The sequence below is a fragment of the Vogesella oryzae genome, from assembly GCF_902829295.1.
Lineage (GTDB): Bacteria > Pseudomonadota > Gammaproteobacteria > Burkholderiales > Chromobacteriaceae > Vogesella > Vogesella oryzae.
Map to the genome: position 1 here is coordinate 1 of NZ_CADEPL010000004.1, position 13,849 is coordinate 13,849.

General features: G+C 61.9%; 17 protein-coding genes and 1 pseudogene. 7 read left to right on the plus strand and 11 right to left on the minus strand.

The annotated features are described in order from the left end of the window. Positions 1–247 (plus strand): hypothetical protein (locus tag HU218_RS16745; protein WP_217450685.1); only part of this gene is annotated, 247 nt, incomplete at its 5' end. Here the strand turns inward: HU218_RS16745 and HU218_RS01675 are convergent. Further along, complete coding sequence (locus tag HU218_RS01675) at positions 235–1,236, minus strand: class 1 fructose-bisphosphatase (protein WP_174873213.1); 1,002 nt, start codon at positions 1,234–1,236, stop codon at positions 235–237. The genes HU218_RS16745 and HU218_RS01675 overlap by 13 nt on opposite strands. Between HU218_RS01675 and HU218_RS01680 the strand changes: the two genes are divergently transcribed. Then, on the plus strand, positions 1,235–1,420 hold the full coding sequence (locus HU218_RS01680) for a hypothetical protein (protein WP_174873214.1): 186 nt from the start codon (positions 1,235–1,237) through the stop codon (positions 1,418–1,420). The two genes, HU218_RS01675 and HU218_RS01680, sit on opposite strands and share 2 nt — an antisense overlap. Here HU218_RS01680 and ppsA read toward each other — a convergent pair. Continuing rightward, positions 1,417–3,804 carry a phosphoenolpyruvate synthase gene (gene ppsA, locus HU218_RS01685; protein WP_174873215.1) on the minus strand — a complete coding sequence of 796 codons (2,388 nt, stop codon included), beginning with the start codon at positions 3,802–3,804 and terminating at the stop codon, positions 1,417–1,419. The two genes, HU218_RS01680 and ppsA, sit on opposite strands and share 4 nt — an antisense overlap. 288 nt (positions 3,805–4,092) lie before the next feature. Between ppsA and ppsR the strand changes: the two genes are divergently transcribed. The 4 genes from ppsR (at position 4,093) to HU218_RS01705 (ending at position 6,865) form a co-directional block, all read left to right on the plus strand. Continuing rightward, a complete protein-coding gene (ppsR, locus tag HU218_RS01690) occupies positions 4,093–4,914 on the plus strand; it encodes a posphoenolpyruvate synthetase regulatory kinase/phosphorylase PpsR (protein WP_174873216.1) in 822 nt (273 codons plus the stop codon). 243 nt (positions 4,915–5,157) lie between these two features. Continuing rightward, entirely contained in the window at positions 5,158–6,183 is a 1,026-nt protein-coding gene (gene trpS / locus HU218_RS01695; RefSeq protein ID WP_174873217.1) for a tryptophan--tRNA ligase, read from the plus strand. 59 nt (positions 6,184–6,242) lie between these two features. Next, positions 6,243–6,548 carry a chorismate mutase gene (locus tag HU218_RS01700; protein WP_174873218.1) on the plus strand — a complete coding sequence of 102 codons (306 nt, stop codon included), beginning with the start codon at positions 6,243–6,245 and terminating at the stop codon, positions 6,546–6,548. After that, on the plus strand, positions 6,548–6,865 hold the full coding sequence (locus HU218_RS01705) for an isochorismate lyase (RefSeq protein ID WP_174873219.1): 318 nt from the start codon (positions 6,548–6,550) through the stop codon (positions 6,863–6,865). The genes HU218_RS01700 and HU218_RS01705 overlap by 1 nt, the downstream gene beginning before the upstream one ends. A gap of 1 nt (position 6,866) precedes the next feature. On the opposite strand, the gene HU218_RS01710 is transcribed toward HU218_RS01705, so the two are convergent. Further along, positions 6,867–7,475, minus strand: coding sequence for a LysE/ArgO family amino acid transporter (locus HU218_RS01710; protein WP_174873220.1), 609 nt, complete (start codon positions 7,473–7,475; stop codon positions 6,867–6,869). A gap of 118 nt (positions 7,476–7,593) precedes the next feature. On the opposite strand from HU218_RS01710, the gene HU218_RS01715 reads away from it, so the two are divergent. Then, positions 7,594–8,487, plus strand: a complete 894-nt coding sequence (locus tag HU218_RS01715; RefSeq protein WP_174873221.1) for a LysR family transcriptional regulator ArgP — start codon at positions 7,594–7,596, stop codon at positions 8,485–8,487. Between the two features lie 6 nt (positions 8,488–8,493). Here the strand turns inward: HU218_RS01715 and HU218_RS01720 are convergent, their stop codons facing one another. From HU218_RS01720 to HU218_RS01755, 8 genes and pseudogenes are all read right to left on the minus strand, one after another. Then, the gene (locus HU218_RS01720) at positions 8,494–8,835 is read right to left on the minus strand and encodes a hypothetical protein (protein WP_217450686.1); all 342 of its coding nucleotides are present in this window, start codon (positions 8,833–8,835) and stop codon (positions 8,494–8,496) included. Then, positions 8,835–9,617, minus strand: a complete 783-nt coding sequence (locus HU218_RS01725; protein WP_174873223.1) for an MBL fold metallo-hydrolase — start codon at positions 9,615–9,617, stop codon at positions 8,835–8,837. Before HU218_RS01725 ends, HU218_RS01720 begins: the two co-directional genes overlap by 1 nt. Positions 9,618–9,626: 9 nt before the next feature. After that, the gene (locus HU218_RS01730; RefSeq protein ID WP_174873224.1) at positions 9,627–10,406 is read right to left on the minus strand and encodes a TatD family hydrolase; all 780 of its coding nucleotides are present in this window, start codon (positions 10,404–10,406) and stop codon (positions 9,627–9,629) included. Between the two features lie 45 nt (positions 10,407–10,451). Then, positions 10,452–10,838: a PilZ domain-containing protein gene (locus tag HU218_RS01735; RefSeq protein ID WP_174873225.1), complete on the minus strand. Its 387-nt coding sequence runs from the start codon at positions 10,836–10,838 to the stop codon at positions 10,452–10,454. Further along, a complete protein-coding gene (gene holB / locus HU218_RS01740; protein WP_174873226.1) occupies positions 10,838–11,839 on the minus strand; it encodes a DNA polymerase III subunit delta' in 1,002 nt (333 codons plus the stop codon). The genes HU218_RS01735 and holB overlap by 1 nt, the downstream gene beginning before the upstream one ends. After that, entirely contained in the window at positions 11,839–12,465 is a 627-nt protein-coding gene (gene tmk, locus HU218_RS01745) for a dTMP kinase (RefSeq protein WP_174873227.1), read from the minus strand. Before tmk ends, holB begins: the two co-directional genes overlap by 1 nt. Then, on the minus strand, positions 12,465–13,463 hold the full coding sequence (gene mltG, locus HU218_RS01750) for an endolytic transglycosylase MltG (RefSeq protein WP_174873228.1): 999 nt from the start codon (positions 13,461–13,463) through the stop codon (positions 12,465–12,467). The genes tmk and mltG overlap by 1 nt, the downstream gene beginning before the upstream one ends. A gap of 128 nt (positions 13,464–13,591) precedes the next feature. After that, positions 13,592–13,849: pseudogene (locus HU218_RS01755) on the minus strand (hypothetical protein); the annotation flags it as partial.

Consider the following 13,849-nt stretch of genomic DNA (forward strand, 5'->3'; position numbering starts at 1 on the left):
CGCGCTTCCCTCTCTCGCCATTCTTTTTTTTTTTTTAAATGCGCCCGCCACCCCCAAAACCCCACACCCTGAATCCCGTCGGAAGCGTCAGATGTTTATAAGACACACACCAAAACCCGTCAACACCCCGAAGCACAAAAACCGCCACGAATTCGACAAGCTATTGATCTACAAGGTAGAAAAAAGCAAAAAAGGTTGGCCGCGGCCAACCTTTCTACTTGCACAACAAAATTATCAGGACTGGTGATAACTGGTAACACGTTCAACCTCTTCCCTGGAGCCAAGGAATACGGCCACGCGCTCATGCAAACCGGAAGGCTGAATATCGAGAATCCGCTGGTAGCCATTAGTAGCAACACCGCCCGCCTGTTCGATGATGAAAGCCATCGGATTGCCTTCATACATCAGGCGCAATTTGCCCGGCTTGGCCGGATCACGCGCATCCTTCGGATACATGAACACACCACCACGTACCAGGATGCGATGCACTTCGGCCACCATGGAGGCCACCCAGCGCATATTGTAGTCCTTGCCCAGCGGGCCTTCGGAGCCTGCCAGCATTTCATCGATATAACGACGCACCGGCGCTTCCCAGTGGCGCATATTGGACATGTTGATGGCAAATTCCTTGGTGGTTTCCGGCACCTGCATGCGTGAATTGGTCAGCACCCAGGAACCCAGCTCACGATCGAGAGTAAAACCATATACGCCTTGACCAAAGGTCAGCACCAGCATGTTTTGCGGGCCGTAAACGGCATAACCGGCAGCGACCTGACGACTACCCGGCTGCAGAAAGTCTTGCTCGGTAGGCTGGTTGTTACCTTCCGGCGCTTCCAGTACCGAGAAGATGGTGCCGACAGAAATATTGACATCGATATTGGAAGAGCCGTCCAGCGGATCGAACATCAGCAGGTAGCGACCACGCGGCATGTGGTCAGGAATGGAGTGCGGCAACTCCATTTCTTCGGACGCCATCGCACCAAGGTTGCCCCCCCACTCGTTGGCTTCCAGCAGGATATCGTTGGCAATCACATCCAGCTTTTTCTGGGCTTCGCCCTGCACGTTGCCGGTACCGGCATCACCGAGCACTCCTGCCAATGCTCCTTTGTTGACAGAGTGGGCGATAGCCTTGCAGGCACGAGCCACGGTTTCGATCAGCAAACGCAGATCCGGTGGCAAGGCACCATGCTGGCGCTGTTCTTCAATCAGAAAACGGGAAAGGGAGATACGGCTCATGCTGTTCCTCGTATCGCAAGGCATTGATAAGTTCGATGAAAAGCAGTTTACCACTGCACTTTTCGGCTGCGGGATGTTGGTGCATGACTACATGAAAATAGCCATGAAAAACGCCCGACAGGCGGGCAACGGTGTCTCACCGCTGCGCTGTCGGGCGTTGCGTCGACCTTGCGGCCAACCTTAGACGTTCAGTTCCTTGGCCAGATACAGCCAGGTTTCCACCACGGTATCCGGGTTGAGGGAGATGGTTTCGATACCTTCCTCTACCAGCCACTTGGCGAAGTCCGGATGGTCAGACGGACCTTGACCACAGATGCCCACATACTTGTCGAGCTTGCGGCAAGCCTGGATGGCCATGTGCAGCATAGCTTTCACGGCTTCGTTACGCTCGTCGAAGGTAGAGGCAATCGGGCCACCGGAGTCACGGTCCACGCCCAGGGTAAGCTGGGTCATGTCGTTGGAACCGATGGAGAAGCCGTCGAAGAACTGCAGGAACTTCTCGGCCAGAACCGCGTTGGTCGGCAGTTCGCACATCATGATCAGGCGCAGGCCATTCTCACCACGTTTCAGGCCGTTGGCGGCCAGAATCTCGATGACTTTCTCGGCTTCGGCCAGGGTACGCACGAACGGGATCATCACTTCCACGTTGGTGAGGCCCATCACATCGCGCACCTTCTTGATGGCTCGGCATTCCAGCTCGAAGCAGTCGCGGAAGCTGTCGGCCACGTAGCGGGCGGCACCACGGAAACCGATCATCGGGTTCTCTTCGTGCGGCTCGTACAGTTGGCCGCCGATCAGGTTGGCGTACTCGTTCGACTTGAAGTCGGACATGCGTACGATCACCTTTTTCGGGGTAAACGCTGCAGCCAGGGTGGATACACCCTCGGCGATCTTGTCGACATAGAAGTCGACCGGACTGGCGTAACCGGCGATACGGTCGCTGATGGTGGCTTTCAGGTCGGCCGGCAGGCGGTCGAACTCCAGCAGCGCTTTCGGGTGGATACCGATCTGGCGGTTGATCACGAACTCCATGCGCGCCAGACCCACGCCTTCGTTCGGCAGCTGCGCGAAGTCGAAGGCCAGTTCCGGGTTACCGACGTTCATCATGATCTTGACCGGGGACTTGGGCATCTTGTCCAGTTCCAGATCAACGATTTCCACGTCCAGCAGACCGTCGTAGATGTTGCCGGTATCGCCTTCGGCGCAGGAAACAGTCACCTGCATGCCTTCTTTCAGCACGGCGGTGGCATCACCACAACCCACCACTGCCGGAATACCCAGTTCACGCGCGATAATCGCTGCGTGGCAGGTACGGCCGCCGCGGTTGGTCACAATGGCAGCGGCACGCTTCATTACCGGCTCCCAATCCGGGTCGGTCATGTCGGTTACCAGCACGTCACCAGCCTGCACACGATCCATCTCGGAAGCATCCTTGATGGTGCGCACCACGCCCTGGCCGATTTTCTGGCCAATGGCACGGCCTTCGCACAGCACGGTGGACTTGCTGTTCAGGCGGTAGCGACGCAGGGTGTCCTTGCGGTTTTCCTGCGACTTAACCGTCTCCGGACGAGCCTGCAGGATGTACAGTTTGCCGTCTTCACCATCACGGCCCCACTCGATATCCATCGGGCGGTCGTAATGCTTCTCGATGATCAGCGCGTAGTGGGCCAGTTCGGCCACTTCGGCGTCGGTAATCGAGAACTGCTTGCGCTGCTCCGGTTCCACATCGACGGTACGAACCGAGCGACCGGCTTGCGACGCGTCGGTGAACTCCATCTTGATCAGCTTGGAGCCCATAGTCTTGCGCAGGATGGCCGGACGGCCAGCTTTCAGGGTCGGCTTGTGAACATAGAACTCGTCCGGGTTCACTGCGCCCTGCACCACGGTCTCACCCAGGCCGTAGGAAGCGGTAACAAATACCACGTCCTCGAAGCCGGATTCGGTATCGATGGTGAACATCACGCCGGCCGCGCCGGTATCGGAGCGCACCATGCGCTGGATACCCGCCGACAACGCCACCACGTCGTGGGCAAAGCCTTTATGCACACGGTAGGAAATGGCGCGATCGTTATACAGGGAGGCGAATACGTGCTTGATGGCGTCTTTGACGTTCTCAAGGCCACGGATATTCAGGAAGGTTTCTTGCTGGCCCGCGAACGAGGCATCGGGGAGGTCTTCTGCGGTGGCAGAGGAGCGGACTGCTACGGAGATATCGGCGCCACCGGCATCGGCAACCATTTTTTCCCAGGCTTGCTTGACGTCATTTTCAAGCTTCTCTGGGAACGGAGTATCGATGATCCACTGACGGATTTGCTTGCCGACTTTCGCCAGCTCCGTCACATCATCGACATCCAGTTTGCCAAGGGCGTCGTTAATCCGGTCGGCTAGTCCGTTGTGTCGAAGAAAATCGCGGTAGGCATCTGCGGTAGTCGCAAAGCCCCCCGGCACTCGCACGCCGGAATTTGCCAGCTGGCTGATCATTTCGCCGAGCGAGGCGTTTTTACCGCCTACGCTTTCGACGTCAGTCATACGCAGCTTCTCGAACCAGATGACGTAGTTCTCTGCCATCACTTCACTTCCTGTGTTGGATTGGACGATAGGGAAGACCGCATTCTAGCCGAACAACCCCTTGTTTGCGTAGCAACTTTTGCGATGCACAACGCGGGGTTTTCCCTTGCCGGAACAGGGGTCCGCCCGCTGACCATGATCCTATCCCATTGTTGGCAAAGGCAAAATGTAATTTATCGACTACATGAAACTGAAAAACGAATGTCACATTACTAGGCACGATCTTGTCGCGTCCGGCAATTGGGCACAGACTGTAGCTTGCGCCCCCAATACCTAGCAGGACATAGCATGCCAAACCGCCGCACCGTCTTCTTTGTTTCCGATCGCACCGGTATCACCGCAGAATCCCTCGGCAATACCCTGCTCACCCAGTTCGATACCGAGGAATTCAACCGCGAAACCGAGCCTTTCATCGATACCGTGGAGAAAGCGCAGGAGCTTGCCCGCCGTATCGACGAAATTGCCGCCAGCGACCACCGCAAGCCACTGGTATTCACCAGCATCATCAAAGCCGATGTCCGCGCGGCAATGCAGGTAAAGAATGCGCTGGTTATCGACTTCTTCCAGACATTTATTGGCGAATTGGAAGCAGAACTCGGCGAAAAGGCCACCATGTCGGTCGGCAAGGCCCACGGCATGGACGACGAGGAAAAGTACGATCACCGTATCGAAGCGGTGAACTTCTCGCTGAATCATGATGACGGCGTAAAACTGAAAGACCTGGACGAAGCCGATGTGATCCTGGTGGGTGTCTCGCGCTCCGGCAAGACGCCGACCTGCCTGTATCTGGCACTGCAATACGGCATCAAGGCGGCCAACTACCCACTGACGCCGGATGACCTGGACAGCCCGACGCTGCCCAAGATGCTGCTGCCGTTCAAGCAGAAGATGTTCGGCCTGACCATCGACCCGTCGCGCCTGCACCATATCCGCTCGGAGCGGCGACCGGACTCGCGCTACGCCAGCATGGACAACTGCCGCCGCGAGGTAAACGAGGCCGAATCCATGTTCCGCCATCACGGCGTGCAGTTCATCAGCACCACCCACATGTCGATCGAGGAAATTGCCTCTACCATCATGCACAACGCCCATCTGGTGCGCCGCTTCTAGGCCCGGCACGGCAGTCAAATTTATGCTTGACTGCCTGCTGCCAGCCATGTTGTGATGAAAAGCATGAACACACGCAACGCAACCTCCTTTTTCTTTTTTTCCTGGTGGCGCCACTAACGGCGGCACCCAGGTTGCGTACGCACAAGCAAACCCGGGAGCAGCCGACAAGGCGCCCCGGGTTAGTTTTTTCCAGTAGTCCCCCCCCCCAGCGCCAAGTCGGTCTCCCAGACAACGGAGATCAGCATGGACAGCCTCAGCCACATCGGCAGCGACGACATCATTCTTACCGGCGACCGCACCACCGGTCCGCTGCATCTGGGCCATTACGTCGGTTCGCTGCGTAACCGCGTGATCCTGCAGGATCGCTGCCAGCAGTTCCTGTTGCTCGCCGACGCCCAGGCGCTGACCGATAACATGGGCAACTACCTGAAAGTGCGCGACAACGTGCTGCAGGTAGCACTGGACTATCTGGCTGTCGGCATCGACCCAGCCAAGAGCACCATCTTCATCCAGAGCCTGGTGCCGGAGCTGATGGAACTTGCGTCCTACTACCTGAACCTGGTCACCGTGTCGCGGCTGGAACGCAACCCCACCATCAAGGACGAGATCAAGCAGCGCGGCTACGAGCGTGACATCCCGGCCGGCTTCCTCACCTACCCGGCCGCGCAGGCCGCCGACATCACCGCCTTCAAGGCCAGCATCGTGCCGGTCGGCGAAGACCAGATCCCAATGATCGAGCAGACCAACGAGATCGTGCGCCGCTTCAACCACAGCGTTGGCCGCGAGGTGCTGGTGGAATCCCGCGCGGTGGTGCCGGCCACCGGCGCCCGCCTGCCCGGCATCGACGGCAAGACCAAGATGTCCAAATCGCTGGGCAATGCCCTGCCGCTATCGGCCAGCGCCGACGAAATCAGCCAGGCGGTGAAGATGATGTACACCGACGCCAACCATCTGCGCGTCGATGACCCGGGACAGGTGGCAGGCAATGTGGTGTTCACCTACCTGGATGCTTTCGAGCCGGATAGCGCGATGGTTGCCGAGCTCAAGGCCCACTACATGCGCGGCGGCCTCGGCGACAGCACGCTGAAAAAGCTGCTGGAAGAGCGTCTGCAGGCGATGCTGGCGCCGATTCGCGCCCGCCGCGAAGAATACGCCCGCGACCCCGGCGAAGTGATGGCCATGCTCAAGGCCGGCACCGCCCGCGCCCGTACCGTGGCAGCGCAAACCCTGGCCGAAGTCAAAGCTGCCATGGGCCTGAATTACTACTGAGAGTTGATTTCTTGCGGCCAACCTTTGCACGTTGGCCGCAGGCATAAGGGGAGCACAGCATGGAATGGATCTATGACTGCCGTAACCTGGCAGAAGTACGCGAGCAGATTGATCGACTCGATCGCGCCATCGTCAGCCTGATTGCCGAGCGCGGGCTGTATGTGCAACAGGCCGCGGGCTTCAAGCATGCCAGCGACGCCAGCGAAGACGGCAAGCGCACCGACCAGGTGATGCGCCGCGTCAGCCGGCTATCCGGCGAACTGGGGGCGGATGCGGCGCTCACCGCCAAGATCTACCGCACCATGATCAGCCACTTTGCCGCCAGCGAACGCCAGGAACAGCTACGACGGCAGGAAGGCAGCTGATGACCCCGTGCCAGACACCGGCGCAATGCGCATCACTGGCGGAAATCCGCCAGCAAATCGACGCTATCGACCACCATGTCATCCAGCTGCTGGGCGAGCGCTTCGGCCATGTCAAAGCGGCCGCACCGTTCAAACAGGATCAGCAGGCCGTGCGCGCACCGCAGCGGCTGGAGGCCATGCTGCAGCAACGGCAGCAGTGGGCGGCCGAGGCCGGACTGGCACCGGCAGTCATCGGCCAGTTGTACCGCCAGCTGGTGGCATACTTTATCGCGGAAGAAATGCGCCACTGGCAGGCTGCGGCCAACCCGCTTGGCTAGCTCAGGACAACACCAGCGCGCCGGCCAGGCTCCACATCACACTGCCCACTATGCCATCCAGCACCCGCCACGACAGCGGTTTGGCAAACAGCGGCGCCAGCAGGCGGGCACCGTAGCCCAGCGACAGGAACCACAACAGTGAGGCACAGCTGGCGCCGGCCGCGAACCACGCGCGGCTGCCTTCCGGCTGCTGCCCGCCGATCGAGCCCAGCAGCACCACGGTGTCCAGGTACACGTGCGGGTTGAGCAGCGTCATCGCCAGCACGGTGAGCAGTGCTTGCCGCAGCGGAATCCGGCTCTGGCCGCCGGCAACGGCGAGGCTATCGTTACCCAGTACCGCACGCCAGGCGCGCAGGCCGTACCAGAACAGGAATGCCGCACCGCCCCAGCGGGCCAACTCCAGCAGCAGCGGACTGTGCTGGATCAGCACGCCCATGCCGGCCACGCCGGCACTGATCAGCAGCATGTCGCACACGATGCAGACCAGTACCGTGGCCGCAACATGCTGGCGCAGCAGCCCCATGCGCAGCACATGGGCATTCTGCGAGCCGATCGCCATGATCAGACTGGCACCCAACCCCATTCCCTTGAGAAATACCACGCTGTTCATCTGTCCTGCTCCTGCAATCCGATAGCCGCCAGCTTGCCGCAACCCGCCCCGCACCAACAGCAGGATTAATATTTCTGCCGTATCATTAAAAATTCTTAATATAAGGTTGGCCGCAAGCATGAAACTCGACCCGCGCCAGAGCGAGGCATTTCAGGCCGCCATTGCCAGCGGCAGCCTGGAAGCGGCGGCCCGGCAATTGCACGTTACGCCGTCGGCACTGTCGCAACGCATCCGCGCACTGGAGGAAAGTCTGGGCAAACCGCTGCTGGTACGCAGCCGCCCCTGCCGTCCGACCCGCGAAGGCCGCCTGCTGCTGCAACATCTGCAACGCGCCGCGCTGCTGGAGGCCGATCTGGCCGCCAGCTTCGCCGACGATGCCGCCACGCTGCTCAGCGTGCCGCTGGCACTCAATGCCGATAGTGTCGGCAGCTGGTTTCTGCCGGCATTGGCACCGTTCCTGATCGACAAAGGCATTCTGCTGGAGATAACGGTAGACGATCAGGACCATACCTACAGCCTGCTGCAGGCCGGTCTGGCCGTCGGCTGCGTCTCCACCGAGCCGCAGGCAATGCGCGGCTGCAGCAGCCAGCCGCTGGGGGTGATGCGCTACCGCGCGATGGCTGCGCCGGACTACATGCAGCGCCACTTCGCTGCCGGTGTCACCCGCGATGCGCTGCGCTCGGCGCCGGTGATGATCTACAACCGCAAGGACAAACTGCAGGACAACTGGCTGCAACAGCATTTTGGCCTGGCACAGGCTGCCTGCCCCTGCCATTTTCTGCCGGCGTCCGATCCCTACCTGCAGGCGGTACGACTGGGGCTGGGCTGGGGCATGCTGCCAGAAGTACAAGTGGCCGCACATGGCGGCCACGACGGCTTGCTGGATTTACTGCCGGAACGCCCGGTGGACGTGGCGTTGTACTGGCACAGCTGGAAAGTGCAGGCACCGCGGCTGGAACAGCTGTCGGCTGCGCTGGTAACTGCCGCGCGCCAGCTGCTCAGGCCGGTCTGAGCAGCATTACTGCTGCTCGGGTTGCGGCAGCAGCCGCTCCATCAAATCGCCCTGCCCGTAATGCGATACCGGCAACAGGTGCAGGCCACCCCAGGCCAGCAACAGCATCACCGCCACCGCCGCCCCGCCTTTGGTCATGAAGGCATAGCTCCAGCCCACCTGCTCCTTGTTACGGATACCGTACAGCAGCGCCAGCGGCGGCACAAAGAACGACAGGCTGCCCCAGACGATGCGGCCGTTATTGAATGCCGCCATGGTAGCGCCCAGGCAGCCGACATAAAACATCGCCACCGCGGCGGAGAACAGCAGCCCGACCAGGCAGGTTACGACAATCAGCAGGATTTCCATCATTGTTCCAGGGTAGTGGCCGGCAACTGCAAGCCATCGTAAGCAACATGCACTCCGGCCGGACACTGCGCGCCAAGCGCGTGGTATTCCAGCTGGTGCGTCATATGAATCAGCCAGGTCTGGCGTGCGGCCAACCTTTGCGCCCACGCCAGCGAGGCCGCCAGATGCAGGTGCGACGGGTACGGCTCCGGTCGCAGACAGTCGAGAAACAGCGTATCCAGCCCCTGCAACAAGGCTAGGCTGCTATCCGGAATTTCCGACACATCGGTCAGCCAGGCGGTATTGCCGATGCGCCAGCCCAGGCAAGGCCAGGCACCATGCTGCAGCGGGATCGGCGTCACCGTCACGCCACCGATGCTGAACGGCGCCGTCACCGTCTCGGTCACCAGCACCGGCTTATCCCACACCGGCGACGGTGGCGCCAGGGCGTAATCGAAGCGGCGGCGGATATTGTCAAGGGTGAACGGGTTGCCATATAGCGTGATAGGCCCGCGCTTGACGTAGCAGAACGCGCGCAGGTCATCGATACCGTTGAGATGGTCGGCATGCGGGTGGGTATACAGCACCGCATCCACGCGGCTGATGCCCTCGCGCAGCGCCTGCTGGCGCAAGTCCGGCGAGGTGTCGATCAGCACGCCGCTATCGCCGATGCGCACGTAAGCCGAACAGCGGGTGCGCACATTGCGCGCATCGGGCGAACTGCAGGTGGGACAATCGCAGCCGATGGCCGGCGTGCCGCTACTGGAGCCGCAGCCCAGTACCGTCCATTGCACCGAAGTCATCACGCCCCCTTACGCCGGCAGGCGCTGCGCCTTGGCAAACAGGCGGAAGTAATTGTCGGTGGTGGCGCTCGCCAGTTTGTCGAACGGTATGCCGCGCAGCTCGGCAATATGCTCGGCCACATGCTTCACGTAGGCCGGCTCGTTGGTCTTGCCGCGATACGGCACCGGCGCCAGATACGGCGAGTCGGTTTCCACCAGCAGGCGATCCAGCGGTACTTTCTGCGCCACTTCCTTCACCACCGCGGCGTTCTTGAACGTCACGATGCCGGACAGCGAAATGTAGAACCCCAGATCCAGAGCCAGGCGGGCAATGTCCCAGGTCTCGGTAAAGCAATGCATCACCCCGCCTACCGCATCGGCGCCGTGCTCGCGCATCAGCCGCACGGTGTCCTGTGCCGAGGAGCGGGTGTGAATCACCAGCGGCAGGCTAACCCGCCGTGCAGCGCGGATATGCACCGCAAATCGCTCGTGCTGCCAGCCCAGATCGCCCTGGCACCAGTGATAATCAAGACCGGTCTCGCCGATGCCCACCACCTTGGGGTGCGCGGCATGCGCCACCAGTTCGTCTTCGCTGAACTCTTCCGCCTCCGGATCATCCGGATGAATGCCGACGGTGGCGAACAGATTGGCATGCGCCTCGGCCAGCGCCAGCACTTCCGGATACTTGGGCTTGCTGACCCCGATCACCATGGCGTGGCCTACGCCGTTGGCCGCCATATTGGCCAGCACTTCCGGCATGCGCGCGGCCAGGTCGGGAAAATTGATATGGCAGTGGGAATCAACCAGCATGACTGTCTCTACGAAAAAACTGCGGCCAACCCTGGCCGCAGCAAATTACATGGTATGGGTTGGCCGCGTGGAATTGAGCGCCCCGCCCAGCAGGGTCTCGATGCGGGCACGCGCCTGCTTGCCGGCGTCACTATCGGCAAACTCGATACCGACACCCTGGCTGCGGTTGGTGTTACCGGCGGCCGGCGTAATCCACACTACCTTGCCCTGCACCGCGACTTTCTGCGGGTCGTCGAGCAATGTCAGCAGCAGGAACACCTCATCCCCCAGCTGGTAGCTGCGCACCGTCGGCACGAAGATGCCGCCATTGTTCAGGAACGGCATGTAGGCAGCAAACAGCGCGCTGCGCTCCTTGATGGCCAGCGACAGCACGCCTGGGCGGGCGCCTTCCGGCTTGTTGTCGGTGGCTGCGGGCGAAGTGGATTCGGTCATCAGTTTTTGCCGCTGAACACTTTCAGGTAGTGCATCAGCAGGGCCTCCAGTTGCAAACGGGTCACCAGGGTATGCTGCCCGAACGGCAGCAGCAGATTCAGTTCGCGCTGGCAATGCATCAATTGCTGCATGTCCAGCCGCGGCAACAGGCGAGTCATCGCCGGCTGCATATCCGGATAATAGCGAACCATGCCGGCCAGCTTCAAACTGGCCAGATCATGCAGCCACTTGCCCAGCCAGCCCAGCGGCAATGCCAGCGGCAGTTTGTGGCGATCGAGCTTTTCCATCGCTGCCAGCACGCTGCCCATGCCGATCTGGGTCAGGCTGGCGATGAAGTCCTGGCGGATGGCGGCCATGTCGGCATCGTGTTCGAACACCGGCATGCCACCGTGAAACGCCAGCTCCGCCGTCGCGTTCTCCAGCCCCTGCTGCGATAGCCAGGCCAGCGCCACCTCCGGCGCCGGCGCGCTCAGCGGAAACTGGCGGCAGCGGCTCTTGATGGTGGGCAACAAACGCTGCGGCGCATCAGCCACCAGCAGGAACACCACCTCGGCGGGCGGTTCTTCCAGTACTTTCAGCAAGGCGTTGGCCGCGGCCGGATTCAGGCTTTCCGCCGGCTCCACCACCACCACGCGCAGCCCGCCCCGGTGCGACGACAGGTGCGCGAACTCGATGACCTCGCGCACGCCGTCAATCTTGATCACCGGCAGCTTGCGCTTGGCAGCCTTGCCTTCCTTGCCCTCGTCGTCCTCGTCGTCCTGCGCCGGGGCGAGATGGCGATAATCCGGATGATTGCCGGCCGCAAACCAGTGACAGGCCTGGCACTGGCCGCAGGCATGCTGATCCGGCTGGCGGTTTTCGCACAGCAGCGCCTTGGCCACCTCATGAGCGAACTCGCTCTTGCCGATGCCGGACGGGCCGGTAAACAGCCAGGCATTAGGCAGGCGGTCGAAGTGTGCGGCCAACCTTTGCCAGTCGGCGTGCTGCCACGGGAAACGCATCAGCCGGCGTCCTGCAATGCCGCCAGCGCCGCGGCGATGCGTTGCTGGATGTCGGCGAGGTCGCTGCTGGCATCCAGCACCAGAAAACGCTGCGGATTGGCCTGGGCACGGGCCAGATACATCTGGCGCACCCGCTGGTGGAAATCCTCGCGCTCCTGTTCGAAGCGGTCCGGCAGCCGGCTGCCGGCCAGGCGCGCCCGCGCCACTTCCAGCGGCACGTCCAGCAGAATGGTCAGATGCGGCTGCAGACCCTGCTGCACCCAGTGCTCCAGCACGGCGATGCGCTCGGCCGGCACGCCGCGGCCGCCGCCCTGGTAGGCGAACGTGGCATCGGTAAAACGGTCGCTGACCACCCACTTGCCGGCCGCCAGCTGCGGACGGATCACGGTGGAGATCAGCTCCTGGCGGCTGGCGAACATCAGCAGGGTTTCGGTATCCAGCGTGGCATCGGTGTCGATGTCCAGCAGGATCTCGCGCAGTTTCTCGCCCAGCGGCGTGCCGCCGGGTTCGCGGGTAAACACCGCGTCGATGCCCTGCTGTTGCAGCCATTGACGGATGAACGTCAGATGGGTGCTCTTGCCTGCACCGTCCAGCCCCTCCAGGGTGATGAAGCGTGCGTCGGACATCAGGAACCTTTCTTCAGAATGTATTGGCGGACGGCGGCATTGTGCTCGTCCAGCGTCTCGGAAAACTGTGATTCGCCGCTGCCGTCGCCCTTGGCGACGAAGTACAGCGCGCGGCTCGGTGTCGGGTTGGCCGCGGCGTCCAGCGAGGCGCGGCCCGGCAGCGCGATCGGCGTCGGCGGCAGGCCGGCGCGGGTGTAGGTGTTGTACGGCGTATCGCGCCGCAGGTCGGCCTTGCCGATATTGCCGCGGAAACGCTCACCCATGCCGTAGATCACCGACGGGTCGGTCTGCAAGCGCATGCCTACCCGCAGGCGGTTGACGAACACGCTGGCCACCATGCCGCGATCGCTTTCATGCGCGGTTTCCTTTTCCACCAGACTGGCCATGGTCAGCAGCTCGTAGGGCGAGCTGTACGGCACCTCGGCCGAGCGCGCCTCCCAGACGGTCTGCAATTGCTGCTGCATCGATTGAAAGGCGCGGCGATAGATGTCCAGATCGCTGCTGCCCGGGGTGTAGAAATAGGTGCTGGGGAAGAACAGCCCCTCGGCCACGCTGCCGTTGATGCCCAGCTCGGCCAGCAGGCGTTGTTCACTCCAGCCGGCGGTGTCCTGGGTAAGGTCGTTTTCATTGCGCAGGGCATAGCGGAACTGGCGGAAAGTCCAGCCTTCGATAATGGTGACGCTGCTCTGGTCCGGGTGGCCGTCGGCAAAGCGCGACAGGTATTGCCACATCGCGGTGGCGGCGCCGAACTGGTACATGCCCGGCTTGAGCTTGCGATCGACGCCCATCATGCGCGACAGCGCCACCATCACCCAGCGGTTGCGCACGGCACCGTCGTCTTCCAGCGTGCGTGCCAGCTGGTTCATGGTGCGATTGGGGCCGATGGTCACACTGTAGGGTTGGCGCGGCGGGTTGACCGGCACCACGATGACCCAGGCCAGCCACAGCGCACACAGTGCCGCCAGCAGCGCCAGCGCGCGAAGAAAGTTATGAATCATGTCAGGATTGCATCGAGAGAAGCGGAGGCATCGGCCGGCGGCAACAGGCCACCGGCGCCAAACGCGCGTGATGATACCACGCGCCGGCAAACCGCCGGCTGGCCGACTGCGGCCAACCTGGCAACGCGCTAGGCCGCCGGTTGCAGCACCACGCCATAGCTGCCGGCGACGCCGCCCTCCGGCAACGGTTTCAGTCGCAAGGCGCCTTCCGGCAACGCCAGCTGCAGGCGCAAGTCGCCACGCCGCCATGCCTGCCAGCCGGCCTCATCCGGCTCCTGCCCCTCGCCGGTAGCGATCATGCCGGCCAGCGCCAGCAGGTCACGATCGTCCACCAGCGCCGGTTCGCCGCCGATTTCGATAAACATGCAGCCGTCCTCGTCCAGATA